The 26,063-nt window shown below is 68.5% G+C and carries 25 protein-coding genes, 1 other RNA gene and 1 riboswitch; of the genes, 21 read left to right on the top strand and 5 right to left on the bottom strand.

Translation table 11 applies throughout. From position 1 onward, the window contains the following. The first annotated feature begins 20 nt into the window (after positions 1–20). The 6 genes from J2X06_RS11750 to thiL all read left to right on the top strand — a co-directional run bounded on the left by J2X06_RS11750 (position 21) and on the right by thiL (position 5,141). The gene (locus J2X06_RS11750) at positions 21–782 is read left to right on the top strand and encodes a class I SAM-dependent methyltransferase (protein ID WP_310062615.1); all 762 of its coding nucleotides are present in this window, start codon (positions 21–23) and stop codon (positions 780–782) included. Between the two features lie 98 nt (positions 783–880). Then, a riboswitch (FMN riboswitch) is annotated at positions 881–1,060 on the top strand. Positions 1,061–1,214: 154 nt separating this feature from the next. Further along, positions 1,215–1,820 (top strand): riboflavin synthase, encoded by a 606-nt coding sequence (locus J2X06_RS11745; protein WP_310062614.1) that lies wholly within the window; start codon positions 1,215–1,217, stop codon positions 1,818–1,820. A gap of 66 nt (positions 1,821–1,886) precedes the next feature. Then, positions 1,887–2,999, top strand: coding sequence for a 3,4-dihydroxy-2-butanone-4-phosphate synthase (ribB, locus tag J2X06_RS11740; protein WP_310062611.1), 1,113 nt, complete (start codon positions 1,887–1,889; stop codon positions 2,997–2,999). Positions 3,000–3,102: 103 nt separating this feature from the next. Further along, complete coding sequence (gene ribH, locus J2X06_RS11735; RefSeq protein WP_310062608.1) at positions 3,103–3,570, top strand: 6,7-dimethyl-8-ribityllumazine synthase; 468 nt, start codon at positions 3,103–3,105, stop codon at positions 3,568–3,570. Further along, on the top strand, positions 3,567–4,025 hold the full coding sequence (gene nusB, locus J2X06_RS11730) for a transcription antitermination factor NusB (protein ID WP_310062605.1): 459 nt from the start codon (positions 3,567–3,569) through the stop codon (positions 4,023–4,025). The genes ribH and nusB overlap by 4 nt, the downstream gene beginning before the upstream one ends. Positions 4,026–4,193: 168 nt before the next feature. Continuing rightward, positions 4,194–5,141, top strand: coding sequence for a thiamine-phosphate kinase (gene thiL, locus J2X06_RS11725; protein ID WP_310063621.1), 948 nt, complete (start codon positions 4,194–4,196; stop codon positions 5,139–5,141). Between the two features lie 45 nt (positions 5,142–5,186). Here the strand turns inward: thiL and J2X06_RS11720 are convergent, their stop codons facing one another. The 4 genes from J2X06_RS11720 to J2X06_RS11705 are packed head-to-tail and all read right to left on the bottom strand — an operon-like array spanning position 5,187 to position 8,941. Beyond that, positions 5,187–6,572: an FAD-binding oxidoreductase gene (locus J2X06_RS11720; RefSeq protein WP_310062602.1), complete on the bottom strand. Its 1,386-nt coding sequence runs from the start codon at positions 6,570–6,572 to the stop codon at positions 5,187–5,189. Then, on the bottom strand, positions 6,572–7,111 hold the full coding sequence (locus J2X06_RS11715; RefSeq protein ID WP_310062599.1) for a metal-dependent hydrolase: 540 nt from the start codon (positions 7,109–7,111) through the stop codon (positions 6,572–6,574). The genes J2X06_RS11720 and J2X06_RS11715 overlap by 1 nt, the downstream gene beginning before the upstream one ends. 3 nt (positions 7,112–7,114) lie before the next feature. Then, the gene (locus J2X06_RS11710) at positions 7,115–7,516 is read right to left on the bottom strand and encodes a YraN family protein (RefSeq protein WP_310062597.1); all 402 of its coding nucleotides are present in this window, start codon (positions 7,514–7,516) and stop codon (positions 7,115–7,117) included. A gap of 9 nt (positions 7,517–7,525) precedes the next feature. Next, positions 7,526–8,941 carry a penicillin-binding protein activator gene (locus J2X06_RS11705; protein WP_430539574.1) on the bottom strand — a complete coding sequence of 472 codons (1,416 nt, stop codon included), beginning with the start codon at positions 8,939–8,941 and terminating at the stop codon, positions 7,526–7,528. Positions 8,942–9,011: 70 nt separating this feature from the next. Between J2X06_RS11705 and rsmI the strand changes: the two genes are divergently transcribed. After that, positions 9,012–9,866: a 16S rRNA (cytidine(1402)-2'-O)-methyltransferase gene (gene rsmI / locus J2X06_RS11700; protein ID WP_310062594.1), complete on the top strand. Its 855-nt coding sequence runs from the start codon at positions 9,012–9,014 to the stop codon at positions 9,864–9,866. 178 nt (positions 9,867–10,044) lie between these two features. Further along, positions 10,045–10,414, top strand: an RNA gene (rnpB, locus tag J2X06_RS11695) — RNase P RNA component class A. 79 nt (positions 10,415–10,493) lie between these two features. On the opposite strand, the gene J2X06_RS11690 is transcribed toward rnpB, so the two are convergent. Beyond that, positions 10,494–10,991, bottom strand: a complete 498-nt coding sequence (locus tag J2X06_RS11690) for a hypothetical protein (protein WP_310062591.1) — start codon at positions 10,989–10,991, stop codon at positions 10,494–10,496. Between the two features lie 561 nt (positions 10,992–11,552). Between J2X06_RS11690 and mraZ the strand changes: the two genes are divergently transcribed. The 13 genes from mraZ to ftsA are packed head-to-tail and all read left to right on the top strand — an operon-like array spanning position 11,553 to position 26,023. After that, positions 11,553–11,999, top strand: coding sequence for a division/cell wall cluster transcriptional repressor MraZ (gene mraZ, locus J2X06_RS11685; protein ID WP_310062589.1), 447 nt, complete (start codon positions 11,553–11,555; stop codon positions 11,997–11,999). Continuing rightward, positions 11,996–12,958, top strand: coding sequence for a 16S rRNA (cytosine(1402)-N(4))-methyltransferase RsmH (rsmH, locus tag J2X06_RS11680; RefSeq protein ID WP_310062586.1), 963 nt, complete (start codon positions 11,996–11,998; stop codon positions 12,956–12,958). The genes mraZ and rsmH overlap by 4 nt, the downstream gene beginning before the upstream one ends. Next, positions 12,955–13,221, top strand: coding sequence for a cell division protein FtsL (gene ftsL / locus J2X06_RS11675; RefSeq protein ID WP_310062583.1), 267 nt, complete (start codon positions 12,955–12,957; stop codon positions 13,219–13,221). Before rsmH ends, ftsL begins: the two co-directional genes overlap by 4 nt. Next, positions 13,218–15,146: a peptidoglycan D,D-transpeptidase FtsI family protein gene (locus J2X06_RS11670; protein ID WP_430539573.1), complete on the top strand. Its 1,929-nt coding sequence runs from the start codon at positions 13,218–13,220 to the stop codon at positions 15,144–15,146. The genes ftsL and J2X06_RS11670 overlap by 4 nt, the downstream gene beginning before the upstream one ends. Next, positions 15,143–16,621: a UDP-N-acetylmuramoyl-L-alanyl-D-glutamate--2,6-diaminopimelate ligase gene (locus J2X06_RS11665; RefSeq protein ID WP_310062580.1), complete on the top strand. Its 1,479-nt coding sequence runs from the start codon at positions 15,143–15,145 to the stop codon at positions 16,619–16,621. The genes J2X06_RS11670 and J2X06_RS11665 overlap by 4 nt, the downstream gene beginning before the upstream one ends. Then, positions 16,618–18,042 carry a UDP-N-acetylmuramoyl-tripeptide--D-alanyl-D-alanine ligase gene (locus tag J2X06_RS11660; protein ID WP_310062577.1) on the top strand — a complete coding sequence of 475 codons (1,425 nt, stop codon included), beginning with the start codon at positions 16,618–16,620 and terminating at the stop codon, positions 18,040–18,042. Before J2X06_RS11665 ends, J2X06_RS11660 begins: the two co-directional genes overlap by 4 nt. Beyond that, a complete protein-coding gene (gene mraY / locus J2X06_RS11655) occupies positions 18,032–19,117 on the top strand; it encodes a phospho-N-acetylmuramoyl-pentapeptide-transferase (protein ID WP_310062575.1) in 1,086 nt (361 codons plus the stop codon). Before J2X06_RS11660 ends, mraY begins: the two co-directional genes overlap by 11 nt. After that, positions 19,117–20,451 carry a putative lipid II flippase FtsW gene (gene ftsW / locus J2X06_RS11650; RefSeq protein WP_310062573.1) on the top strand — a complete coding sequence of 445 codons (1,335 nt, stop codon included), beginning with the start codon at positions 19,117–19,119 and terminating at the stop codon, positions 20,449–20,451. Before mraY ends, ftsW begins: the two co-directional genes overlap by 1 nt. Next, on the top strand, positions 20,448–21,563 hold the full coding sequence (murG, locus tag J2X06_RS11645) for an undecaprenyldiphospho-muramoylpentapeptide beta-N-acetylglucosaminyltransferase (RefSeq protein WP_310062571.1): 1,116 nt from the start codon (positions 20,448–20,450) through the stop codon (positions 21,561–21,563). Before ftsW ends, murG begins: the two co-directional genes overlap by 4 nt. Further along, positions 21,560–23,029: a UDP-N-acetylmuramate--L-alanine ligase gene (gene murC / locus J2X06_RS11640; RefSeq protein WP_430539572.1), complete on the top strand. Its 1,470-nt coding sequence runs from the start codon at positions 21,560–21,562 to the stop codon at positions 23,027–23,029. The genes murG and murC overlap by 4 nt, the downstream gene beginning before the upstream one ends. Beyond that, positions 23,026–24,024 carry a D-alanine--D-alanine ligase gene (locus J2X06_RS11635; RefSeq protein WP_310062569.1) on the top strand — a complete coding sequence of 333 codons (999 nt, stop codon included), beginning with the start codon at positions 23,026–23,028 and terminating at the stop codon, positions 24,022–24,024. The genes murC and J2X06_RS11635 overlap by 4 nt, the downstream gene beginning before the upstream one ends. Then, positions 24,021–24,776 carry a cell division protein FtsQ/DivIB gene (locus tag J2X06_RS11630; protein WP_310062567.1) on the top strand — a complete coding sequence of 252 codons (756 nt, stop codon included), beginning with the start codon at positions 24,021–24,023 and terminating at the stop codon, positions 24,774–24,776. Before J2X06_RS11635 ends, J2X06_RS11630 begins: the two co-directional genes overlap by 4 nt. Further along, the gene (gene ftsA / locus J2X06_RS11625) at positions 24,773–26,023 is read left to right on the top strand and encodes a cell division protein FtsA (RefSeq protein ID WP_310062565.1); all 1,251 of its coding nucleotides are present in this window, start codon (positions 24,773–24,775) and stop codon (positions 26,021–26,023) included. Before J2X06_RS11630 ends, ftsA begins: the two co-directional genes overlap by 4 nt. Positions 26,024–26,063 lie beyond the last annotated feature (40 nt).

Here is a 26,063-nt window from a genome sequence, read left to right as displayed (position 1 = left end):
CCGGAACCGGGAGCAGGCGCATGAGCGATACGGACTTCAAGGACCACTTTTCCGGTTTGGCCGATGCCTACGCCGAAGCGCGGCCGGAATATCCCGATGCGCTGTTCGATGCGATCGCGGCGGTGGTCCCGGCGACGGCACGGGTGTGGGAACCGGGCTGCGGCAGCGGCCAGGCCACGCGTGGACTGGCGCAGCGCTTCGCCCACGTGCATGCGACCGAGGCGAGTGCGAAGCAACTGGCGCGGCATTGGGCGCAGCAGGCGCCGGGCAACGTCACGCTGGCGGTGGAGCCGGGCGAGCGGACCGCGTTGCCCGATGCCAGCGTGCAGCTGGTGGCGGTCGCTCAGGCCCTGCACTGGTTCGATCGCGAGCGGTTCTTCAAGGAATGCGCGCGCGTGCTCACGCCGGGCGGCGTCCTGGCGGCCTGGGGATACGGCGACTTCGTCGCGCCCGAGGGCATGATCGAGCCGGTGGAGGCTTTCCGCGCGACGATCCACCCGTACTGGCCGCCCGAGCGAGCGTACGTGGACGCCCGGTATTCCGACTTCCCGTGGCCATTCCCGCCACTGCCGGCGCCTGAACTCTGGCTCGAAGCCGAGTGGCGCCTGGCGCACTTCCTGCGCTACCTGGCCAGCATGTCGGCGGTCGGGCGTTGCCGGGTCGAGACCGGGGAGGATCCGGTTGCGCGCCATGCCCCGGCACTGGCGGCGGCATGGGGCGATCCCGAAGAAGTGCGTGTAATCCAATGGCCCCTGTTCCTGCACCTGCGCCGCAAGACGTAGGCGGCGAGGCCAGGCCCGTCCCCGGAACACTGTGTCCGGCCGGGGGCGGCGACCCCCGGTGCTAGAATGCCGCGGCCGGTTCGCCGGCATTAACCACACGACGTCTTCAGGGCGGGGCGAAATTCCCCACCGGCGGTAGGTGCAGGCAAGCCATCAAGGCGAGGCCCGCACGAGCCCGCGAGCGCCTCCGGCGACCGCATTGCGCGGAAACCGGAGGGTCAGCAGATCCGGTCCGATGCCGGAGCCGACGGTCACAGTCCGGATGAAAGAAGACGGCGGCGCATGGCTGCGGAGCAATCCGCAGGGCCCATTGCCGGGCCGCGCCATGCCTGCCTCATGCCTTGAGGCGTTTTTCGCTCATCAACGCGGGAAACGTTTCATGTCCATTGCCACTCCATCCATTGCGGCGGCCTCCATGCAGGAGGCGCGCTGATGTTCACTGGCATCATCGAGGGCGTCGGCCGCCTGTCCGCCATCGAAAACCGCGGCGGCGATGCGCGCCTGATCGTGGACGTCGGCTCGCTGCCGTTCGATGCGGTCCAACTCGGCGAGAGCATCGCCGTCAACGGCGTATGCCTGACCGTGGTCGAGTTCGATGCCATGTCCTTCGCCGCCGATGCCTCCAACGAGACGCTGTCGTTGACCACCCTGGGTGGTTTGTCCGTCGACGCGCGCCTCAACCTGGAGCGCGCGATGCGCCCGACCGATCGCCTCGGCGGTCACCTGGTCAGCGGCCATGTCGACGGCGTTGGCAGCGTGCTCGACATCCAGCCCGATGCGCGCGCGCAGCGTTGGCGCTTCGCGGCGCCGCAGGCACTGCTGCGCTACATCGCCAAGAAGGGTTCGATCTGCGTCGACGGCGTCAGCCTGACGGTCAACGAGGTGGACGACACCGGCTTCGAGGTCGCGCTGATTCCGCACACGGTGGCCAACACGGCGTTTGCCACGACCCGGATCGGCGACCCGGTCAATCTGGAAATCGACCTCGTCGCCCGCTACGTCGAACGGCTGCTGGCCGGGCGCAGCGACGGAAACTGAACAATGATCCGTCATCCCACGTTCGCCGGGATGACGGCAACAGCAACAGCTTTGATTGGAAAGACAATGGCCTTCAGCCCCATCCCCGAACTGCTGGAAGAAATCCGCGCCGGCCGCATGGTCGTCATCGTCGACGACGAGGACCGCGAGAACGAAGGCGACCTGATCATGGCCGCCGAACTGGTGCGGCCGCAGGACATCAACTTCATGGTCACGCACGCGCGCGGCCTGGTGTGCCTGTCGCTGACGCGCGAGCGCTGCCGCCAGCTCGGCCTGCCGCCGATGGTGCGCGACAACACCTCGCCGCATCACACCAACTTCACCGTCAGCATCGAGGCGGCCGAGGGCGTCACCACCGGCATCTCGGCCTACGACCGCGCCCATACCATCCGCACCGCCGTGCGCCCGGATGCCGCGCCCAGCGACCTGTCGCAGCCAGGCCACATTTTCCCGCTGATGGCGCAGCCCGGCGGCGTGCTCAATCGCGCCGGCCACACCGAAGCGGCGGCCGACCTGGCCCTGCTGGCGGGAATGGAGCCGTCCGGCGTGCTGGTCGAGATCCTCAATCCCGACGGCAGCATGGCGCGACGCCCTGAGCTGGAGGCCTTCGCCGCCGAGCACGGCCTCAAGATCGGTTCGATCGAGGAGCTGATCCGCTACCGCCTGGCTACCGAGCACACGGTCGAGCGCGTCGATGCGCGGGAGATCGAGACCGAGCACGGACCGTTCCAGCTGTTCACCTACCGCGACCGGTTGAGCCACGCGCTGCACTTCGCCTTGTTGCGCGGGCAGGCCGACCCGGCCACGCCCACGCTGGTGCGCGTGCATGTGCAAAACCCGCTGGCCGATGCGCTGCACTGGCGGCGTGCGGACTTCGGCCCGGCGGTGGGAGACGTGCTGGCCCGGATCGTCGCCGAAGGGCGTGGCGCTCTGGTGCTGCTGGCCGACACCGCCGATGCCCAGGCGCTGCTGTCGCGCATTCGCGGGCCGCAGCATGCCGAGGAAGCCACTGCCGCGCAGGGCCATGCTCTCGCCGAATGGCGACGCAACGGCGCCGGCGGCCAGATCCTGGCCGATATGGGCCTGGGCCGGTTGCGCGTGCTCGGCACGCCACGCAAGCAGATCGGACTGGCCGGCTTCGGCCTGGAAGTGGTCGAGTACGTCGACTCCACGCATTGACAACCCACGCATTGACTACCCAGGCATTGACCGCTGCTTTCCCCCATCGCGGGGAAGGCCCCCTCCCCGGGTTAAAATGCCCGACCGTCCCGAAGAACGCCCCATGACCCACTACGAAGGCGACCTGCGCAGCCCCGAAGGCGCGCGGTTCGCGATCATCGCCAGCCGCTGGAACCCGCGCATCACCGATACGCTGGTCGCGGGGGCGCGCAGGACGTTCGCCGACAATGGCGTCACCGAAGACGCCGTCGACGTGATCCGCGTGCCCGGCGCGTGGGAGATCCCGCTGACGGCGGCGCGGCTGGCCGCGGCCGGCCGGCACGCGGCGGTGGTGGCGCTGGGCTGCGTCGTGCGCGGCGACACCCGACACTACGAACAGGTCGCCGACGGGTGTTCCGACGGCCTGATGCGCGTGGCGCTGGATTACGGCATCCCGGTCGCCAATGGCGTGCTGGCCGTCGAACGCCACGAGGACGCCGAAGCGCGTGCCGGTGGCAGCCACGGCAACAAGGGCGAGGAGGCGGCGCTGGCCGCATTGGAAATGAGTCATCTGCTGGGGCAATTGCCATGAACCGCCGTCGTCAGGATGGAATCGATCCCGTTGCCCGTTCGCGCGCGCGTCGCCGCGCGTTGCAGGCCGTCTATGCGTGGCAGATGTCGGGCTCCAGCGCGCGCGACGTGATCGCGCAGTTCGCGCACGAGCAGGCGCATGAAGTCGCCGACCTCGAGTATTTCGAGGACCTGGTGCGCGGCGTCGATGCGAATTGCAACGACCTGGACCAGGCATTGCAGCCGTTCCTCGACCGCGACATCGAACAGGTCGATGCGGTCGAGCGCGCCGCCCTGCGCATCGCCGCCTATGAGCTGCGCCTGCGTCCGGACGTGCCGTATCGCGTGGTCATCAACGAGGCGATCGAGTCGGTCAAGCGTTTCGGCGCCGAACATGGCCACACCTACGTCAACGGCGTGCTGGACCATGCCGCCGCGGCCTGGCGTGCGACGGAAGTGCAGGCGCCGCGCCGCTGACAGGCGCATGACCCGGGCGCGCGCAGGCTACCCGGGTGCAGTGAACGGCCGGCCTGATGCCCATCGCGAAGCGATCTCCGGTAACTCGCCACGTCACGAAGTCGCAAGTGGATGTCTGTCACGCGCTGCGGCGCGCTGGAGATCATGGTGACTGGAACACACCACGACGTGGCCGAATTCGCCCTCATCGACCGCATACGCGCCCGCGTCGCCAACCGCGGGGACGTGATTCTCGGCATCGGCGACGATGCCGCTCTATTGCAGGTGCCCGCAGGCAAGCACCTGGTGGTCGCCACCGATACGTTGAACGCCGGCGTGCACTTTCCGCACGACACCGCGCCAGCCGACATCGGTTGGAAGTCGCTTGCCGTCAACCTCTCCGACCTGGCCGCGATGGCGGCGGAGCCGGCCTGGTGCACGCTGTCGCTGTCGCTGCCGGAAAGCGATACGGGTTGGCTGGATGGCTTTCTCGACGGCTTCCTCGCCCTGGCCGCGCAGCATCGCGTCGCGCTGGTCGGCGGCGACACCACGCGCGGACCGCTCTCGGTGTGCGTGACCGTGCACGGCTTCGTCGAGCCGGGACGCGCGCTGCTGCGCACCACCGCGCGTGCGGGTGACGACGTCTGGGTCAGCGGCACGCTCGGCGATGCGGCGGCGGCGCTGGATCATTGGCGACTGGGCACGGCGCACGACGAGGTCCTGCGCGCGCGACTGGACCGGCCGACACCGCGTGTGGCGCTCGGTCTGGCGCTGGCCGGCACCGCGCATGCCTGCATCGATATCTCCGACGGGCTGATGGCCGATCTCGGGCACGTGTGCCGCGCCAGCGGTGTCGCCGCCGAACTCGATCTGGAGGCGCTGCCGGCCTCCGAGGCGTTGCGTGCGGCGTATGAAGGCGAGCAACGCCATGCACTTCAGGCCGCGGGCGGCGACGATTACGAGCTTTGCTTCACCGCGCCCGCCGGTTCGCTGGACGACATCGCGCGCCTGGCGGCACAGGCGGGTACCGCGGTGACGTGGATCGGCCGCATCGTGGCGGGCGAGGGCGTGCAGGTGTTCGACGCGGACGGGCAGGCCTGGTTACCGTCGAAGGTGGGGTATGAGCACTTTGGATGAGTGAGCGACGGTGGTTCTCGTCTCCCAACGCCCGATGTCATCGCCTCAATCCGGCAACAACTTCCCGGGGTTGAGAATCCCCTCAGGATCGAACGTCGCCTTCACTGCGCGCATCAAGGCCAGCGTCGGCGCGTCGATCGCCTGGGGCATGAATTCGCGCTTGGCCAGGCCGATGCCATGCTCGCCTGACAGCGTGCCGCCCAGCGACAGCGTCAGCGTGAACACCCGTGCCATCGCCGCTTCGGCGCGGGCACGCTGCGCGGCGTCGGCCGGGTCGTAGAGCAGGTTCACGTGCAGGTTGCCGTTGCCGGCGTGTCCGAAGCAGACGATCGGCAGGGCGAACTCGCGCGACAAGCCCTGCACGCCATCGACCAGCGACGGAATGCGCGACACCGGCACCACCACGTCCTCGTTGATCTTGCCCGGCGCCAGCGTGCGCAGCGATGGCGACAGGGCCTTGCGCGCGGCCCACAGGCGCTCGCGCGCGATCTCGTCGGCGGCATCGTCGAGCGATACCAGGCCATCGACCGTCGCGGCGACCATCAGCGTCTCGATCGCGTGCGGCAATGTGTCCTCGTCGCCGTCGGCTTCGATCATCAGCAGCGCGCCCGCTTCGCGCGGCAGGTCGGCGCCGCCGACGTCGCGCGCCAATCGCACCGCGTCGGCGTCCATGAATTCCAGCATCGACGGCGTCAACGGCTGCGCCATCAGTTGCGCGACGGCGCGCGCTGCGCTGGCGACATCGCGGTAGATCGCACGCAACGCACGTCGCGCCTTGGGCGTGGGCGTCAGGCGCAGGCTGGCTTCGACGATCAATGCGAGCGTGCCTTCGCTGCCGACCAGCAGGCGTTGCAGGTCGTAACCGGTGGCGCCTTTGGTGGTGGCCGTGCCGCAATGCACGAGCTCGCCGGCGCCCGTCACTGCGGTCAACGCCAATACGTTGTCGCGGCTGGCGCCGTACTTCACCGCGCGCGGACCGCCGGCATTGCAGGCCAGGTTGCCGCCGACCGTGCTGTAGGCGGCGCTGGTCGGGTCCGGCGGCCAGAACAATCCATGCGGTTTGAGCGCCGATTGCAGGTCGCCGTTGAGCACGCCGGGTTCGACCACCGCGCAGCGGTCGCCCGGGCGGATATCGAGGATGCGGTTCATGCGCTCGAACGACACCACCACGCCGCCGGCCACCGGCACCGCGGCGCCGGTCGTGTTGGTGCCACGGCCGCGCGCGATCACCGGCACGCGCTGGGCGCGGCACGCGCGCACCAGCGCGACGACCTGCTCGCGCGTGGTCGGCAACGCGACTGCGTCGGGCATCGATTGCCGGCGCGAGTTGTCGTAGGCGTAGGCCAGCCGCTCGCTGGGATCGGTGAGCCAGCCCTCGCCGAGCTGTGCGGCCAGCTCGGCTTGCAGGCTCGAAGGCAGGGCAGCTTTCATCAATGCGAGGATAGCGCGGCCGCCGTGCGGCGCACGGTGTAGCCCAGCGCCGCCAGCGCGGCCATCGGCAGCCATATCCAGCGCACTTCCGACAGCAGGACCTCCAAACCGCGCCGCCCGAAGAAACCGACGCCGATCGGAGACACCTCGATCGGTCGCCACGGTGCGAACAGGCGGACGTCTGACCAGGGCCAGAACAGCGCAACCCCCAGGCCTCCGTCGGTGAAAGCGTCCAGCAACGGGTGCGAAGCGGCGCAGGCGAACAGCCAGAGCCACGTTCGCCAAACGTCGGCATGCAGCCTGCGATGCAACAGCGCGCCCAACGAGGCGACGATGACGGCGAACAACAGCGAGTGGCTGGCGCCGCGATGGCCAAACGCATCGGCATAAGGAATGCCGATCGCAAACGCGAGGACGTCGGCATCGGGGACCATCGAAGCGATCATCCCAGCCACGACCAGGCGCGACGGCAGCCGTCTCGAACCCAATGCAATTCCGGCCGCCAGCGGCACGATGGCATGGGTGAGGATGGTCGGCATGGCTCAGGCGTCGTCGGCGCGGAAGGCATCGCGCAGCCAGTGCAGGCGCGGCGCATCCGGGTCGCCATCGGCCTCGATCACGTCGAAGCGGCAGGGTGCGTCGCGGTATTCGCGGTGCGCCACGAGGAAGGCCTGCGCGGCGCGCACCAGCTTGCGACGCTTGTTGAAATCGACCGACGCCGCTCCGCCGCCGAAGCGCGCATCGCGCCGGTAACGCACTTCGATGAACACCAGCGTGCCGGTGCTCCGTGTCCCGTCGTACTCCAGCATCACCAGGTCGAGTTCGCCAAAGCGGTAGCTCGCATTGGCCGCGACTTCACGCAGTCCGGCGCGCAACAAGTAGGCGCGCGCCGCCGCTTCCACCGCCGTTCCGCGTTCGCGCCGTCCTTGCGCCTGGGTGGTCATCCGCTGCGGTCAGCGCCGGTCGCCCTGCGGCAACGGCATGGCGACGCCGCTGCGGAAGGTCGACCACGCCGGCACGCGCAGCACGTTGCCGAAGCCGTCCAGGCGCAGCGTGCCGGTCGCGCCCTCGATGCGCGCGTTGTTGGCCGTGGCCAGGTATTCGAGATACGCGCTGATCTGCCAGGCGTCGTAGCCGAACGCGAACAGGCGCGCGGCCGCTCCCTTGGCGGTCGGCAGCATCATGCCGGCGCTGGCCGGCGAGGGCAGGCCTCGCGCGCCACGCGTGGCCCAGGCCTCGCTCGGGAAGGCGATGCCGTCGAGCACCGCATCCTCGGTGGGCTTGCCCGTGCCCGACAGTAATTGCGAGGTCGCCACGCGCGGCTTGCCGACCAGGCCCGCAGCGGCCAGGCGCGGCATCAGCATGCGCGCGGAGGGGCCGCGCACGGCCAGGAACACCGCGTCGACGCCGCCATCCTTGCTCGCATACGGAACGAAGTCGGAGGTGCCTTCGCTGGCGACGTCGGTGACGACCGCGCCGCGTTCGCCCAGCCGTCCGCGCAGGGCGGCGACGGCGCGGCGCTGTGTCTCGTCGGCGCCGCCGACCACCAGCACGCGCTTGGCGTTGAGGTCGAGCAGGTACTCGGCTGCGGCCAGTCCTTCGTCTTCCGGCGACAGCGAGAAGCTGGCATTGCCCGACGGCGGCTCGGTACCGATACGATTGAGTGCCAGCACCGGCACCGGCAGCGTGCCCTTGCCGTACAGCGCGGCGACTTCGTCGCGACCCAGCGGGCCGACGACGAAGTCGCTGCCTTCGGTCACGGCCTTGTCGTAGGCGGCGAGCGTGCCGTCGGCGGTACCGACGGTGTCGTAGAACACGACGTCGGGGCGACGGCGCTGTTCGCCGTAATAACCGGCCAGCAGGCCATCACGCACCGGCGAGGCGGCGACGGCGAGATTGCCCGACAGGGGCAGCAGCACCGCCAGCTTCACCGGCGGACGGTAGCCATCGCTTTCGGCCGGCGGACGCTCACCGGCATTGAACTTCCATGCCGTGCGGTCGAACGGGCGCGGCAGCGGAAGGCCGCGGCGCAGCAGCGCGCGGCCTGCATAGTTGTAGAGGGGCTCGCCGACCGGCAGCGCGGCGGCTTCGCGGCTAAGCGAGGCATCGTCGAGCTGCGACAGCAGGCGGTCGATCTCGTTGTCGTTGGCCTGCCGCGCGGCGCCGGACAGCGTGGCGCCGCTGCGTGCCAGCTGCGCGGCCTGCGCCACCGCGGGATTGGCGGTGGCAACCGTGCCGGAGTGGGGGGCGACCGTACTGCAGGCGCTCAATGTGGCCGCGAGCACCAGCGCCGCGATCATTCCCTTGAGGACGGTCCGGTGCAGGGACCGGGCGCGGGCGGCGTGCTTCGTGTGAACCATCATCGGCATGCATTGCGCCGCGGCGCGGCGTTCCTGGGGGACCGGTTACGATTCTACCCGGCCCCCACTCGGACGCACGATGCAATCAGGCTCGACCCCCGCCGGCGCGGCACGCCCGCCCGGCACGCTCCATGTCGTTGCCACGCCGATCGGCAACCTCGGCGATCTGTCGCCGCGCGCGCTGGAAACGCTGCGCAACGTCGCGGCCGTCTGCGCCGAGGACACGCGCCACACACGCCAGCTGCTCGCGCATTTCGGGCTGGAAAGGCCGCTGCTGGCGCTGCACCAGCACAACGAGGATGCCCAGGCCGCGCAACTGGTGGCGCGCCTGCTGGGTGGCGAATCGCTGGCGCTGGTGTCCGATGCCGGCACGCCGCTGGTCAGCGACCCCGGTTTCCGCGTGGTTCGCGCCGCGCGGGCCGCCGGCATCCGCGTCTCGCCGGTGCCGGGCGCCTGCGCTGCGATCGCGGCGCTGAGCGTGGCGGGCCTGCCCAGCGACCGCTTCGTCTTCGAAGGCTTCCTTCCCGCCAAGGCCTCGGCGCGCCGCGAACGCCTGGCGCGACTGGTGTCCGAGCCGCGCACGCTGATCTTCTACGAGTCGGCCCATCGCATCGACGAGGCTCTGGACGACATGGCCGCAGCCTTTGGAGACGACCGTCCTGTAGTGCTCGCACGCGAGCTGACCAAGTTGTTCGAAACGGTGCTGGACGGTCCGTTGAGCGAGGTTCGCGGCAAGGTCGCGACCGATGCCAACCAGCGCAAGGGCGAATTCGTGGTCATGGTCGAGGGCGCCGGCGACGATGCCGATGCCCAGGTAACCGAAGGGCGACGCCTGTACGCGAAGCTGGTCGAGCATTTGAAGCCATCGCAGGCGGCCAAACTGGCCGCCGAACTGAGCGGCGCGCCACGCAAGGCGCTCTACGGCGGGGAATAGGCGCTTTTCCGGCCCGATGCCGGAGGATGCCAGTCGATAAAAGATGTATCGATGCCAATAGCCCCCTTAGTAAGGGGCGACACAACAGCGGGCGGAATTGGCGTCAACTGAGCGGGGCCCAAGGTTTGCGCAGCAAACTTTGGGGTATTCGAAGGCGAAGCCGTAGAATACGCACGGCGGAGTCGGCCAGGCAGTCGCGTCATTCGAATCCATTTCGGTGGAAACGAGTGCCGAGGAAAGTCCGGGCTCCACAGGGCACGGTGCCAGGTAACGCCTGGGCGGCGCGAGCCGACGGAAAGTGCAACAGAGAGCAGACCGCCGAACGGCGTCGAAAGACGTGCGTGGCAAGGGTGAAACGGTGCGGTAAGAGCGCACCGCGAGTCCGGCAACGGACCGGCACGGCAAACCCCACCGGGAGCAAGGCCAAATAGGGAGACAATGCCGCGGCCCGCGGTGTCTCCGGGTAGGCTGCTTGAGCGTAGCGGTGACGCTGCGCCTAGAGGAATGACTGTCTACGACAGAACCCGGCTTATCGGCCGGCTCCGCCGCTTTATTCGTCGTTGGAGCGGTCGTACGGCCGCTCCAACGCAGATCAACGACTACGGGTTGAAAGAATTCGGTAGACAGTTATGGGCATACCGAACCGGAGATGCTCAGCGAGGATGGAGTGGCGGCGGCGACGACGTTATTGGTGGTATCCGCCAAGGCGACATTCGTGTAGCTCACGGATACCAGTTTCAGGCGCTGGTTGCCGGGGCAGGTCAATGTGGCCGGCGGCGGTTCCACGGTCAGGCTGGCGGTGATGGAGCCGTTCTTGCCGGAAGCGAAGGTGCCTGAGGCGAAGACCGGGCCAAATACTTGCTGTTTGTTGGCGGCTGCCGGGCAATTGCCGCCGCGGTTCACGCACTGATACGTGGCATTGGCGTCGGCGCTGGCCTCGTAATCGACGGACACGGTGTCGCCCAGGCCGGCTTCCTTCCAGCTGATGGTGAGGTTGCCATCGTTGTCGATGGAAGCGCTCGGGCCGCGTACGAAATGAGGGCTGGCCGCAATCGCGACCGTGGTACCGCCGAGCAGGGCCAAGGCGATCCAGGCCAGGCGGACGCGAGGAGAGACTAGTTTCATGGCGTGACTCCAACCGGGTGCCTGCACACGGAGTCGCCACCGCTCCCCAGCGGCGCTTGCGAGGACGGGCCCAGGCACGCGGTCCCTGGTTCGCCGGCCGACAGGCCGAGGCGCGCAACGATCGCCTGGGTTCGAGAGGCTACGCGGACGTTTCGATCCAGGATGGATCTCACCCAACGTGGGTACCCCCCGCGGGTGAGGTGCCTCTGCCGCCGAGTCCGGATCGACGGCGGGTGGCGGTCCCAACAGCCCCCATCGCGGGGACGGCCGGTTGCTGCGTTGCAGCAAGTCTGCGCCGAGCCTCATGTTTCATAGGGAGGGCGCCCGGGAGCTCGCCAAAATCTCAAAATATGAGACTAAACAAGGGTTAGTGGATAAGTCTTGAATAAGACTCTGAAGTTCGTCGCAACTCATTGATGCGACAAGTGAAATTGCTCCAGAAAAGTTGTTGACAACCCTGTGCACCGTGCCTAAGGTGGGCATCCGAGGGAAAACCGGGTTTTTTGTGGTTTTTCAGCGTCCTAAGCCGCCCGGTAGAGGTGGCCACAACACAGGTGCGGAATGTTCCAGGGCGAGACCGCCATCACGATTGACGACAAGGGCCGGCTGGCGGTACCCACCGCCTACCGTGACCTCGTCGCGCGTGAATGCGACAACCGCCTGGTCATCACCTACAACCCGTTCGAGTCCGGCTCCCTCTACATCTACCCCCATGCGGCCTGGGAGCGTCTGCGCGACCAGGTCAATGCGTTGCCGAAGGTCAAGGCGGTCAATCGCAGCATGCAGCTGAAGCTGGTCGGCGCTGCGGCGTTCGTCGAACTCGACGGCAACGGCCGCGTCAGCATCCCCGCCAGCCATCGGGCCGCTGTCGGCATCGAGAAGAAAGCGGTGCTGCTGGGCATGGGCGACAAGTTCGAGTTGTGGAGCGAGCAGGCGCACCACGCGCAGATCCGTCAGACGATCTCTGACGAGGATCTGAGCGAGGAGCTGCTCGGCCTGCAGCTATGACGGTCGGTGGCATGGAGCGCGGCGCGCCCGGCCACCTTCCCGTGATGTACGCGCAGGTGCTGGAAAGCCTGCGTATCACCGGGAATGGAACGTACCTGGATGGCACGTTCGGGCGTGGCGGTCATGCGCGTGGCGTGCTGCAACAACTCGGCCCCGGAGGCCGGCTGCTGGTCATGGACAAGGATCCCGAAGCGATCGCCGTCGCCGAACGCGAGTTCGGCACGGACCCGCGCGTGGCGATCTACCGGGGCAGCTTCGCGCAGCTGGCGCATTGGAATGAAACCGCCGGCGGACTCGACGGCATCCTGTTCGACCTGGGCGTGTCCTCGCCGCAGCTCGACGTGGCCGAACGCGGTTTCAGCTTCGGCAAGGACGGCCCGCTCGACATGCGCATGGATCCGGACAGCGGTCTCAGCGCCGCGCAGTGGCTCGCGCAGGCCGATGATCGCGAGATCGCCGACGTGTTGTGGACCTACGGCGAGGAGCGCCAGAGCCGTCGCATCGCCCGCGCCATCGTCGCCCGTCGCGGCGACCAGCCGATCGTGCGCACCGCGCAACTGGCCGAACTGATCGCGCAGGTGATGCCGCGCGGCGACAGCAAGATCCATCCGGCGACCCGCAGCTTCCAGGCGATCCGCATCTTCATCAACCGCGAGCTGGCCGATCTTGAAACCGGCCTCGACGCCGCGCTGGAGCGGCTCAAGCCCGGCGGCCGGCTGGCGGTGATCAGCTTCCACTCGCTGGAAGACCGCATCGTCAAGCAGTTCATCGCCCGCCACAGCAAGGCGCCGCCGGCCAACCGCCGCATGCCGGTGGAAGTGGCGTTCACGCCGACGCTGCTGGCAATCGGTGGGGCGCAGAAGGGGGACGAGGCCGAAACCTCGGCCAACCCGCGCGCCCGCAGCGCGGTGCTGCGCGTGGCCGAAAAACTCGCCGTCGACGGCAGGGAGGGCGCATGACGCTGCGCCTGCTGCTGACCGTGCTGGTGGTGGCCAACCTCGTCTCGGCACTGGCGGTGGTGCACGCGCGCCACCAGCATCGCCAGTTCTTCGTGCAGCTCAGCCGCCTGGAGCGCGCGCGCGACGAACTCAACATCGAATTCGGCCGGTTGCAGTTGGAGCAGGCCACCTGGGCCGAGAGCAACCGCATCGACCAGGTCGCGCGCGACCGGCTCGGCATGAAGTTCCCCGAAGGCGCCGAAACCGTGGTTATCCGGCCATGAGCGACCGGATCGCACGCAATCGCAACGGCAAGAAGGACGGCGGCAGTCGCCCCTCGCTGAAGTCGCTGCTGGCGCACCTGCGCGGCGGCCACGACGATGCGCCGCGTTCGCGCAACCGCGCCAGTGCGTTCAATCTGCGCAACCGGCTGCTGCTGGTCGGCGGCGCGCTGGGCCTGTGCTCGCTGGCGCTGGTTGGCCGCGCCTTCACGCTGCAGGTGGTCAACGACGACTTCTATCGCCAGCAGGGCGATGCCCGCTTCATCCGCGAGATTCCGATTCCGACCTCGCGCGGCATGATTACCGACCGCAACGGCGAGCCCCTGGCCGTGTCCACGCCGGTCGAGTCGGTCTGGGGCAATCCGCAGGAACTGCTGAAGAACCCGGCGCGCATCCCCGAGCTGGCGCGTGCGCTGGGTGTGCCGCCGGACTACCTGATGCGCAAGCTCAGCCAGCGCGCCGACAAGGAATTCCTGTACCTCAAGCGCCGCATCAACCCCGACCAGGCGCGCAAGATCCTCGCCCACAACATCCCGGGCGTGTTCTCGCAGCGCGAGTTCCGTCGCTTCTACCCGCAGGGTGAAGCGATGGCGCACATCCTGGGGTTCACCAATATCGACGACCGCGGCCAGGAAGGACTGGAGCTGGCGTTCGACGACTGGCTGCGCGGCAACGCCGGCGCCAAGCGCGTGATCCGCGACCGCCAGGGGCGCATCGTCGAGAGCATCGACCTGGTACGCGCGGCCGAACCTGGCCACGACCTGACCCTGACCATCGACCGCCGCATCCAGTACCTGGCGTTCCGCGAACTGCGCGCGCAGTTGCTCAGCACCGGCGCCAGCAGCGGTTCGGCCGTGGTGCTCGACGTCGCCACCGGCGAGGTGCTGGCGATGGCCAACCTGCCGGCCTACAACCCCAATGCCGTGGGCCTGGGCAATCCCGACACCCATCGCAACCGCGCGGTCACCGATGTGATCGAGCCGGGTTCGACGATGAAGCCGCTGACCGTGGCCGCCGCGCTGGAAGCCGGCGTGATCACGACGAACACGATCTTCGACACCAATCCGGGCTGGATGCCCAACGGCCGTTACCGCACCACCGACCACCACAACTATGGTGTGCTCAACACCACCGGCGTGATCACCAAGAGCTCCAACGTCGGCGTGGCCAAGATCGTCGCCAAGCTGCCGAGCCAGGGGTACTACGATTTCCTGCGTCGCTTCGGTTATGGCCGCAGCACGCACAGCGGCTTCCCGGGCGAGTCTTCCGGCGTGCTGATGCCGCCCAGTCGCTGGAGCGGCACCACCAAGCAGACCATGTCCTACGGCTACGGCCTGTCGGCCACGCCGCTGCAGATCGCGCAGGCTTATGCCGCGCTCGGCAACGGCGGCAAGCTGATCACGCCGACTTTCGTGAAGGGCGAGCGCCACGAGCCCAAGCAGGTGCTCGACCCGGCGATCACGCATGAAATCATGCGCATGATGCAGACCGTGACCGAGCCCGGCGGCACGGCCACGCAGGCGGCGATCCTGGGCTACCACGTCGCCGGCAAGACCGGCACCGCGCGCAAGTTCAACGACACGGGCGGTTATTCGCGCCGTTACGTCTCGTTCTTCGCCGGCGTCGTGCCGGTACAGAACCCGCGCTTCTCGATGGTGGTGGTGGTCAACGATCCCGATCCGGAGAAGGGCTACTTCGGCGGCCTGGTCTCGGCTCCGGTGTTCAAGAACGTCATGGACGGCGCGCTGCGCCTGATGGACGTGGCGCCGGACGACATCGACACCTGGCTGGCCGCGCAGGCTGCTGCCGAGGCCAAGCGCAACAAGGCCAACGGCGGCAAGCCGACCGGCCCGGTGCTGCCGGCCGTGGTGGCGGCCAATAGCGCCTCGTTGCCGTTGCCAGCGCCGACGCAGGGAGGTGTGCAGTGAGCCGCCGCATGCTGCTGGCCGAACTGCTGCCCGACGTGCCGGGGGTTCCGGCCGACCTGTCGGTGACCGGCCTGGTGATGGACAGTCGCGTGGTGCGCCCGGGCGATGCCTTCGTGGCCATCGCCGGATTCGGCGCGCACGGGCTCGGCTTCGTCGAGCAGGCGCGTGCCGCTGGCGCCAGCGCGATCCTGTTCGAGCCGCCGGCGCCGGAGGCGTTGCCCGCCCCCGCCGACGCCATCGCCGTGCCGAACCTGCGCGCACGCCTGGGCGAGGTGGCCGATCGTTTCCACGGTCGCGTCACCGCGGACATGGCAGTGGTCGGCGTCACCGGCACCAACGGCAAGACTTCGACCGTGCAATTGCTGGCGCAGGCGTGGACGCTGCTGGGCACCACCTGCGGCACTATCGGCACGCTCGGCGCAGGCCTGTACGGACAGATCGTGCCGACCGGTTTCACCACGCCGCTGGTGCTGCCGCTGCACGCGCTGCTGGCCGACCTGCACGATGCAGGCGCCCGCGCGATCGCAATGGAAGTGAGCTCGCACGCCCTCGACCAGGGCCGCGTGGACGGCGTGCATTTCGACGTCGCCGTGTTCACCAACCTCACCCGCGATCACCTGGACTACCACGGCGACATGGACAGCTACGGCGCGGCCAAGTCGCGCCTGTTCGCGTGGCCGGGATTGCAGGCGGCGGTGATCAATCTCGACGACGCCTATGGCCGCGATCTGATTGGCCATTTGCCGCGGGACGTGCGTGCGGTGGGCGTGAGTTCCCGCGGCGATGACGCGGCGGCGCTGCACGCGCAGGCGCTGCAGTTCGACAACGCCGGCATTGCGTTCGACTTGGTGTTCGGCGGCGATGCGGCAACGCATCCGGTGCGCTCGCCGCTGCTCGGGCGGTTCAACGTCGACAACCTGCTGGCCGTGGGCGGCGCCTTGCTGGCCCAGGATGTCGCACCGGCGCAGATCGCACGGACACTGTCGCAACTGCAGCCCATCCACGGCCGCATGAACCGCCTCGGCGGCGACGGTTCGCAGCCGCTGGTGGTCATCGACTACGCGCACACGCCCGACGCGCTGGAACAGGCCCTGACCTCGCTGCGCTCGCACGCCAAGGCGCGCCTGATCTGCGTGTTCGGTTGCGGCGGTGAACGCGACCGTGGCAAGCGTCCGCAGATGGCCGCCATCGCCGAGCGCCATGCCGACGCGGTCATCGTCACCGACGACAACCCGCGCCACGAGAATGGCGACGCGATCGTGGCCGACATCATGGCCGGATTCGGCCGTCGCGAGCACGTCACCGTGCAGCGCGACCGCGGTGCCGCGATCGCCCACGCGATCGCGGACGCCGGTCCCCAGGACATCGTGCTGGTGGCGGGCAAGGGTCACGAGCCTTACCAGGACATCGACGGCGTGCAGCATCCCTTCGACGACACGCAGGTCGCGCGCGCGGCCCTGGGAGGACGCGCATGAAGCCGCTGCGCCTGTCCGACATCGCGCGCATGACCTCCGGGCGCCTGCATGGCGAAGACCGGACGGTCGATGCCGTCGCCACCGATAGCCGTGCATTGCCGCAGGGCGGTGCCGCGCTGTTCGTTGCACTCAAGGGCGAGCGTTTCGACGGTCACGATCACGTCGCCAGGGCGGCGCAAGCTGGTGTCGTGGCGGCGCTGGTGTCGCGTGAAGTCGACGCGGCTGTCGCGCAGGTGGTCGTCGCCGATACCGAGCGCGCGCTGGCCGACCTCGCAACCGCGGTGCAGCGCGGCCGTATCGATGAGGGCAGCGCCGGCAAGGTCGTGGCGATCACCGGCAGCAACGGCAAGACCAGCGTCAAGGCATTGACCCAGTCGATCCTGGAACGCGCCGGGCGCACCTACGCCACGCCGGGCAACCGCAACAACGAGATCGGCATGCCGCTGGCGGTGCTGGACGCGCCCGAGGACACGCAGTACGCCATCTACGAGATGGGCACCGGCAAGCCGGGCGACATCGCCTACCTCACCGCCATCGCGCGGCCGGACATCGGCGTGGTCAACAACGTGGCGCCCGCGCACATCGAGCGCATGGGCAGCCTGTTGGCCATCGCCGACACCAAGGCGGCGGTGTATGACGACCTGGCGGTCGACGGCGTCGCGGTGATCAATGCCGACGATGCCTTCGCACCGTATTTCGCCGAACGTGCGCATGGCCGCCGGCTGATCCATTTCGGGCTGGACCACAGCGCCGACGTCACCGCGCGTGACATCGCGCTTGCCGACACCGGCTCGCGCTTCACGCTGGTGACGCCGGTCGGGGATGTCGCGGTCGAGATCGCGATGCCGGGCCGCCACAACGTGCGCAATGCGTTGGCCGCCGCTTCGGTGGCGCTGGGCGCAGGGGTGCCGCTGGCGATCATTGCGGAAGGGCTGGCCGCGGCGCAGCCGGTGGCCGGACGCCTGGTCACGCATCGCCTCACTACCGGTGCGCGCCTGATCGACGACAGCTACAACGCCAATCCCGGCTCTCTGGTCGCCGCCATCGACACGTTGGCCGACGCCGGCCGTGCCACTGGCGACAGTGCCTGGCTGGTGCTGGGCGACATGCGCGAGTTGGGCGAGGACGCCGCGGCGATGCATGCCGAAGTCGGCCGTCGCGCGAAATCCGCCGGCATCGCCCGGCTGTTCGCGCTGGGGCCGCTGAGCGCGCACACCGCGCAGGCCTTCGGCGATGGCGCCACGCATTTCGATACGCACGAGGCACTCGCCGCGGCGTTGCGCGAAGGGATCGCGAGCGCAGGGGCGCAGTTGCGCGTGCTGGTGAAGGGGTCGCGCGGCAGCGCGATGGACAAGATCGTCACAGCGCTGATGTCGGCCCAAACGCCGGGCGCAGGAGAAGGGGGCACCGATGCTGCTTGAACTCACGCGCTGGTTGGAGCAGCTGCAGAGCCTGTTCGGCCTGTTCGGCTACCTGACCTTCCGCGGCATCCTCAGTGCGCTGACCGCGCTGGCCCTGTCGCTGTGGTGGGGCCCGGCGGTGATCCGCCGGCTCGGCCAGCTCAAGGGCGGCCAGCCGATCCGCAAGGAAGGACCGCAATCGCACTTCTCCAAGGCCGGCACGCCGACCATGGGCGGCGCGCTGATCCTGCTCACGGTGATGGCCTCGGTGCTGCTGTGGGGCGACCTGCGCAATAAATACGTATGGGTGGTGCTGCTGGTGATGCTGACCTTCGGCGCCATCGGCTGGTACGACGACTGGATCAAGATCGTCCGCCGCGATCCCAACGGCCTGAAGTCGCGCTGGAAGTACCTGGCGCAGTCGGTCTTCGGCCTCGCTGCTGGCGTGTACCTGTACGCCTATGCCGACGTGCCGGCGGCGACCACCTTCTACGTGCCGTTCTTCAAGTCGATCGCGCTGCCACTGGCCGGTATCGGCTTCATCGCCATCGCCTACTTCTGGATCGTCGGCTTCTCCAATGCGGTCAACCTGACCGACGGCCTCGACGGCCTGGCGATCATGCCGACCGTACTGGTCGCCTGCGCGCTGGGCATCTTCGCCTACGCCTCGGGCAACGCGGTGTTCTCCGAATACCTGCAGATCCCCGCGGTGCCGGGCGCCGGTGAACTGGTGATCATCTGCGCGGCCATCGCCGGAGCCGGCCTGGGCTTTTTGTGGTTCAACACCTACCCGGCGATGGTGTTCATGGGCGACATCGGCGCGCTGTCGCTCGGCGCCGTGCTCGGCACCATCGCCGTGATCGTGCGCCAGGAACTGGTGCTGGTGGTGATGGGCGGCATATTCGTGATCGAGACGCTGTCGGTGATGATCCAGGTGGGCTCGTTCAAGCTCACCGGCAAGCGCGTGTTCCGCATGGCGCCGATCCACCACCACTTCGAACTCAAGGGCTGGCCGGAGCCGCGCGTGATCGTGCGCTTCTGGATCATCTCCGTCGTGCTCGTCCTTGTCGGCCTGGCGACCTTGAAGGTGCGCTGATGAACGACCTGACCACCCCATCCAAGACAGCGAGCCAGGCGACACGGCTCGATGCCATCGGCGGCCGCTTCGATCCGTGGCTGCTTGGCATCGCCTGCACGCTGGCGAGCCTGGGGGTGGTGATGGTCGGTTCGGCTTCGATCGGCGTCGCCGACGGACTGCACGTGGGCCCGTTCTATTTCCTGACCCGGCATCTCGTGTTCCTCGCCGGCGGCATCGTGCTGGCGGCCTGGCTGATGCGCACCGAGTTGAAACTGATCGAGCAGCACAACCAGTGGCTGTTGCTGGTGTGCTTCATGCTGTTGCTGCTGGTGTTCGTGCCGGGCATCGGCCGCAGCGTCAACGGCGCACGCCGCTGGCTCAACCTGGGCTTCTCCAACTTCCAGGCGGTGGAAGCGGTCAAGCTGCTCTATATCGTGTGGCTGGCGAGCTACCTCAAGCGCTACAGCGAGGAGGTCACCGCCACCTGGTCGGCGATGCTCAAGCCACTGGGTGTCGCAGTGATGCTGGTGGTCATGCTGCTGCTGCAGCCAGACTTCGGCTCGTCCTCGCTGCTGCTGGCGATCACCGCCGGCATGCTCGTGCTGGGCGGCGTCAACATGCCGCGCATGTTCGGGCCGGTGCTGGTCGGTCTCCCGCTGCTGGCCATCGTCGCGATCGCCGAGCCGTACCGCATGCGCCGCATCACCTCGTTCACCGATCCGTTTGCCGATCCGTTCGGTTCGGGCTACCAGTTGGCCAATGCGCTGATGGCGATCGGTCGTGGCGAGTGGCTGGGCGTCGGCCTGGGCGCGTCGGTGCAGAAGCTGTCCTACCTGCCGGAAGCGCACACCGACTTCATCCTCGCGGTGATCGGCGAGGAGCTGGGGTTCGCGGGCATCTGCCTGGTCATCGCGCTTTACGGCGGTCTGGTCGGGCGGGCGCTGTGGCTGGGCTTGAAGTGCGTGGAGATGCGGCGCCACTTCGCCGGTTACTGCGCGTTCGGTATCGCGCTGTGGATCGGATTGCAGAGCTTCGTCTCGATCGGCGTGAACCTGGGCCTGCTGCCGACCAAGGGCCTGACCTTGCCGCTGATCTCTTCCGGTGGTTCCAGCGTGCTGATGACCTGCGCCGCGATCGGTCTGTTGCTGCGCGTAAGCTACGAACTCGACCGTGCCCAGCGCCAGGTCGCGCGCCTGCGCGGCGAGGCGCAGCAGCCGTCGATGGGCGTGCCGGCCATGGCCAATCCGGTGCCGGCGGTGGGTGCAGTGAGCGCTGCGCGCACCAGCGATGCGGCGCGCGGCACGAGCCGGTTGCGCCAGCGCGTCGAGCCTGTTCTCGGGAGGACCGGATGAGGGTCGAGTTGGCCAGCACGGACTCCGATCTGCATCCGGTGATGATCCTCGCTGGCGGCACGGGCGGGCATATCTTCCCGGGCCTGGCGGTGGCGCATGCGCTGCAAGCGCGCGGCGAGCCGGTGATGTGGCTCGGCGCCGACGGGGGCATGGAAACGCGGCTGGTGCCGAAGCACGGCATCGCCATCGACACCATCGCCGTCAGCGGCATGCGCGGCAAGGGCCTGCGCACGCTGCTGGCCGCGCCTTTCAAGCTCATAGGTTCGGTGCGCGCCGCGCGCCAGACGTTGCGTGAGCGCCAGCCGCGCGCGGTGATCAGCTTCGGCGGTTTCGCCGCGGGCCCCGGCGGGCTGGCAGCGAAACTGGCCGGCATCCCGTTGATCGTGCATGAGCAGAACCGCGCGCCGGGCCTGACCAACCGGGTGCTGGCGCGGATGGCCAAGCACGTGCTGACCGGATTTCCCGATACCTTCCCGGGCAACCGCGAGGAAGTCGTTGGCAACCCCGTGCGTACCGAGATCGCCGCACTGCCGCCGCCGGAACAACGTTTTTCCGGTCGCGAGGGCGCGTTGCGCCTGCTCGTGCTGGGCGGCAGCCAGGGCGCCCGTGCATTGAACGCCGCCGTGCCGAAGGCATTGAAGGCGTTGCGCGGCACGCTGCATTTCGACGTGCGCCACCAGTGCGGCGAGAAGATGCGCGACGATGCGATCAAGGCCTACGCCGATACCGGTGTCGAGGCCTCTGTCGAACCTTTCATCGCCGACATGGCCGCGGCTTACGCCTGGGCCGACGTGGTGATCTGCCGCTCCGGCGCGTTGACGCTGGCGGAGCTGTGCGCGGCCGGCGTCGGCAGCCTGCTGGTACCGTTCCCGCAGGCGGTGGACGACCATCAGACGAAGAATGCGCAGTACCTGGTCGATCGCGGCGCGGCGCACCTGCTGCCGCAGGGCGAGAGCCTGGCCGAGCGCATCAGCGCCACCCTCGAAATCCTCGGTGAGCGCGAGCTCCTGCTGCCATTGGCGCAGGCCGCGCGCACGCTCGCCAAACCCGATGCGGCCGACCGTGTCGCCGCGATAGTCCTGGAGTCCACTTCAATGAAGGAACCGGCATGAGCGCCGCCCTGCGCCGCCGACTGCAACATACCGGCGATCTCGCCAAGGCTTTCCCGCGCGTGCATTTCGTCGGCATCGGCGGCGTCGGCATGAGCGGCATTGCCGAGGTGATGTGCACGCTGGGTTACCAGGTGTCGGGCTCGGACAATGCCGACAACGCCGTCACCCGCCGGTTGGCCTCGCTCGGCATCGATGTGAGGCGCGGCCATGCGGCCGCGAACGTGTTGGGCGCCGACTGCGTGGTGGTGTCCAGTGCGATCCGTCCGGAGAACCCGGAGCTGATGGAAGCGCATGCGCAGCGCATCCCGGTGGTGCCGCGCGCGGAAATGCTGGCCGAGCTGATGCGCTTCAAGCGTGGTATCGCGGTGGCCGGCACCCACGGCAAGACGACCACCACCTCGCTGGCCGCCAGCGTGCTGGGCGAGGGCGGCATCGATCCGACCTTCGTCATCGGTGGCCAGTTGCTGGCTGCCGGCGCGAACGCGCGCCTGGGCAAGGGCGACTGGCTGGTGGCCGAGGCCGACGAGAGCGACGGCAGCTTCCTGCGCCTGAACCCGCAGATCGCCATCGTCACCAACATCGACGCCGACCATCTTGAAAACTACGGCGGCGATTTCGCCAACGTGCAGGCGGCGTTCGAGGAATTCATGCATCGCCTGCCGTTCTACGGCCTGGCGGTGTTGTGCATCGACGATCCGGAAGTGGCCGCGCTGGCCATGAACACGCCGCGCCACGTCATGACCTACGGTCTCAGCGAAGTCGCCGACGTGCGCGCCGAGAACGTGGAGCAGAGCGGTGGCTGCATGCGCTTCACGCTGTGCCTGCCCGACGCTACACGCACGCAGGTCGAACTCGCGCTGCCGGGCAACCACAACGTGCTCAACGCGCTGGCGGCCGCCTCGGTGGGCTGGCAGCTGGGCGTGAGCGTCGACGCGATCGCGCGGGCGCTCAAGCAGTTCGCCGGCGTGGGCCGTCGTTTCAACCTGCTGGCCACGCCGACCACCGCCAAGGGTGCGCGCGTGCAACTGGTGGACGACTACGGACACCATCCAAAGGAACTGGAGGCGGTGTTCGCCGCAGCGCGCGGCGGTTGGCCGGACAAGCGCCTGGTCGTGGCCTTCCAGCCGCACCGCTACAGCCGTACGCGCGACCTGTTCGACGAGTTCGCGGCGGTGCTGTCGAGCGTCGACGTGCTCGTGCTGACGGAGGTCTATCCGGCCGGCGAGGCGCCGATCGCCGGTGCCGACGCCAAGTCGCTGGCGCGCGCGATCCGTGCGCGCGGCCGCATCGATCCGGTCGTGGTCGGCGGCGCCGGCGAACTGAGCGGCGTGCTGTCCGACATCCTCAACGACGGCGACCTGCTGCTGATGATGGGCGCCGGCGACATCGGCCATGCCGCGCAGCAGATCGCTGCGCATGGATTCAACGGTGCACCCAACGGTGCATCCAACGGAGAGCGCAAGTGAGCGTCAAGGTTGCACCGCCGCGAGTGAACGATCCCGCCGTGTTCGGCCGCGTCGCCGTCCTGATGGGCGGCACCAGCGCCGAGCGCGAGGTGTCGCTCGATTCCGGTCGCAACGTGCTCGAAGCCTTGCTGTCTCGTGGCGTCGACGCGTTCGCGGTCGATGGCATCCCGGCCCTGATCGATGCGATCCGCGCGGGCAGTGTCGACCGCGTCTTCAACATCCTCCACGGCAACAAGGGCGGTGGCGAGGACGGCGTGTTGCAGGGTCTGTGCGAAGCGCTGGGCGTGCCGTATACCGGCTCCGGCGTGCTCGGCTCGGCGCTGACGATGGACAAGATCCGCACCAAGCAGGTCTGGCTCAGCGAGGGTATGCCGACGCCGCGTTACGCACGCCTGGCACCCGGTGCCGACGTGCATGCGGCGGCCAGCGAACTGGGCCTGCCGGTGTTCATCAAGCCTTCGAGTGAAGGCTCGAGCGTCGGTGTCTCGCGAGTGCTGGTCGAAGCCGATCTGGACGCCGCCGTCGAGCACGCCTCGCGCTACCCCGGCGAATTGCTGATGGAGCAGCTGATCTCCGGCGAGGAGCTGACCGTGCCGGTGCTCCTCACCGCCGACGGCCACGTTGCGCTGCCGTCGATCCGCATCGTCCCCAAGGGCGAGTGGTACGACTACAACGCGAAGTACATCGCCGACGACACCCAGTATCTGTGCCCGGGCCTGGAAGGCACCGACGAGGACGAGATTCGCCGCATCGCGCGCGCCGCCTTCGTCTCCGCCGGCTGCAATGGCTGGGGCCGCGTCGACTTCATGCGCGACCGCGCGACCGGCCAGCTCTACCTGCTGGAGGTCAACACCGCGCCGGGCATGACCAGCCACTCGCTGGTGCCCAAGGCGGCGCGCCAGGTGGGAATCGAATTCGAGGAGTTGTGCTGGCGCGTGCTCGAATCGAGCCTGGACCAGGCTGGCGTGCGGACCGCGGGAGGTGCGACGGCGTGAACGCCATGCTGCGCCTCGTCGGGTGGATCCTTGCGCTGGCCCTGGTCGCGCTGCCGGTCGTCGCCGTGCTCAACGGCTGGATCGGCGCCAACCAGTGGCCGCTGAAGAAGCTGCAGGTCACCGGCGAGTTCGAGCGCGTGGATGCGGCGCTGTTGCAGAAGACACTGATGCCTTACGCGCAGCGCGGGTTCTTCGCGGTTGACCTGGCCGCCGCGCGCAACGCGGTAGCGCAGTTGCCCTGGGTGGAGCATGCCGAAGTAAGCAAGCGCTGGCCCGACGTGCTGCAGGTGCAGGTGGTCGAGCACCGGCCGTTCGCGCGCTGGGGCAACGAACGACTGTTGTCGGAGCAGGGAAAGCTGTTTCCGGCGAAGGGAATTGTGGTGCCCAGGGGCCTGCCCCAGTTCGCCGGTCCCGATGCGCGCGTGTCCGACGTGGTCGAGCTCTACAACGAATCACGCGCCATGTTCACGCCGATTGGCCTGGGCGTGCGCGAAGTCCAGCTCGACCCGCGCGGCAGCTGGACGCTCGGTCTCGACAATGGCGCGCAGGTGGTGGTCGGTCGCAGCGAGGCGCGCGCCCGGCTGGGCCGCTTCGTGCGCCTGATGCCGCAACTGATGTCGCAGCAATCGCAGGCGCTCAAGCGTGCGGACCTTCGCTACACCAACGGATTTGCCCTGACGTGGGTGCCGATGCCGGCATCGGCGGCCGCGGCAACGGCAACGGCAGCAATCAACACTAATGGCTCCATATGAATCGCAAGGGTGACAAGTCGCTGATCGTCGGGCTCGATATCGGCACCTCGAAAGTGGTGGCGCTGGTCGGCGAGTACACGCCCGATAACGGCCGGCCCGGTAACCCGATCGAGGTGATCGGCATCGGCTCGCACGAATCGCGCGGACTCAAGCGCGGCGTGGTCGTGGACATCGAGTCGACGGTGCAGTCGATCCAGCGCGCGATCGAGGAGGCCGAGCTGATGGCCGGCTGCGAGATCCGCTCGGTGTACGCCTCGATCTCCGGTAACCACGTGCAATGCCGCAACTCGCAGGGCATCGCGCCGATCCGCGACGGCGAGGTGACCTACGGCGACCTCGACCGTGTGCTGGAGGCGGCCAAGGCCGTGGCCATCCCGGCCGACCAGAAGATCCTGCACGCCATCCCGCGCGACTACGTGCTCGACGATTCGCAGGAAGGCATCCGCAACCCGGTCGGCATGACCGGTGTGCGCCTGGAGGTGCATGCGCACCTGGTGGTGTGCGCGCAGTCGGCCGCGGCCAACATCAGCAAGTGCGTGCAGCGCTGCGGCCTGCAGGTCGACGACCTGGTGTTGAGCGTGCTGGCTTCCAGCCAGGCCGTGTTGACCAGCGACGAGCGCGAGCTTGGCGTGGTGCTGGTCGACCTCGGCGCCGGCACCACCGACATCGCGGTGTTCGTGCAGGGCGCGATCGCGCACAGCGCGAGCCTGCCGATCGCCGGCGACAAGGTAACCGAGGACATCGCGCACATGCTGCGCACACCGACGCCGGAAGCCGAGCAGATCAAGGTCCGCTATGCCTGTGCGCTGGCGCAGATGGCGACGGCCGAAGAAAGCATCCAGGTCCCGTCCGTGGGGGATCGCCCGCCGCGGCGCATGCCGCGCGCCTCGCTGGCCCAGGCCGTGCAGGCGCGCTACGAGGAGATCTTCGAGATGGTGCAGGCCGAGTTGCGTCGCAGCGGCTTCGAGCACCACGTGCGCGCCGGCATGGTGTTGACCGGCGGCGCCGCAAAGATGGAAGGGGTGGTTGAGCTGGCCGAGGAAATGCTGCAGATGCCGGTGCGCGTGGGCATCCCGCAGCACGTGACCGGCCTGGGCGAAGTGGTGGGCAACCCGGTGCATGCCACCGGCGTCGGCCTGCTGCTGATGGGCAGCCAGATCGAGCATCCACGTCGTCCGGTGATCTCCACCGGCCGCGCCGGCACGTTCCTGAGCAAGCTCAAGAACTGGTATCGCGGAGAGTTCTGACAGAGCACGAGAGCGGGAATGAAAAGCCGTAGGAACTCTT

Source organism: Lysobacter niastensis (assembly GCF_031457115.1).
In the GTDB taxonomy this organism is placed as follows: domain Bacteria; phylum Pseudomonadota; class Gammaproteobacteria; order Xanthomonadales; family Xanthomonadaceae; genus Lysobacter_J; species Lysobacter_J niastensis_A.
The sequence above is the reverse complement of the archived record's forward strand: the minus strand, read 5'-3'. Positions and strand labels throughout refer to the sequence as shown.